This window comes from Vibrio caribbeanicus ATCC BAA-2122, assembly GCF_000165125.1.
Lineage (GTDB): Bacteria > Pseudomonadota > Gammaproteobacteria > Enterobacterales > Vibrionaceae > Vibrio > Vibrio caribbeanicus.
The window spans coordinates 1-883 of record NZ_AEIU01000053.1; the positions used below are offsets into that span (position 1 = coordinate 1).

Annotated in this window: 2 protein-coding genes; both read right to left on the bottom strand. The window is 46.5% G+C overall.

The features are described 5' to 3' along the window. On the bottom strand, window positions 1–545 hold a 545-nt coding region (locus tag RH40_RS20625; RefSeq protein WP_277422197.1), incomplete at its 3' end, for a condensation domain-containing protein. Then, a partial coding sequence (locus tag RH40_RS21150) for a condensation domain-containing protein (protein WP_009600290.1) occupies window positions 428–883 on the bottom strand: 456 nt, incomplete at its 5' end. The genes RH40_RS21150 and RH40_RS20625, both read right to left, overlap by 118 nt.

The following is an 883-nucleotide window of genomic DNA, read 5'->3' on the forward strand; positions in this document are numbered from 1 at the left end:
GGGAAGACCGAAGTAAACCACCCCAATGTTTGAGTCAGATCCACATCCTCGAATAATGGCTCACGACCGTGGCCCTCTAGATCCAGACACAACCCTTGTTTCGACATTTCAGAATCGACAGCCGCCCACTCGTCTACTGCCAGTACTAAAGTCGCTAATAAAATGTCATTGATTTGCGTGTGATAACAATCATGAATGCCCTGTAATAATTGCTCCGTGCGTGTGGCAGAGAGACAAATTTGCTCTACCTGACTGTCAGAGTGAGTGAAAGCTTGAGTTCTGATATCAGCCGTATGAGTGCTTGTTTCAAAGCCTGAGGTGCAGGTTAAAATTGACGAACGCTCAAGCAAGTTTATGCTCGGTGATTGGACGGTTTTTTGCCAATAGGGCAGCGTACTTAAACAGGCTTCGGTTGCTGAATATGCCTCTAACGTTCGCTCCAGTATTGGAGACTGTGCGTTTTCGAGCCCAGTTGAATACTGACATCTTCTTGAGACTGATACTGTGGTAATCCTTCTTGTAGATCCTCTAAAAGAATTCGCCATGACACGCCATCCACAATCAAGTGATGCATAATCCAAATCAGCTCTTGCGCACCTGACACACTGTTACGCACCCATAGACAACGCATTAAAGGAGCCTGAGCAAGGTCAAAGCTTGCTTGCAACTGATTGGCCATCGATTGAATATGGCTTTCCGCTTCAGGTTCGCCCTGATGTTCCAATAAAACCAGCGTCTGCTGTAAAACGGCCTCATCTACTTCAACATAATGCCCCTGCCACTGGCCCTCTGTTTGAATAAAGCTCAATCTAAGCGCATCATGCCTTTGAAGCAATGCGGTTAATAAGGCTCGTAACGCCGCCTCTTGGGTATCTTTTGGTAG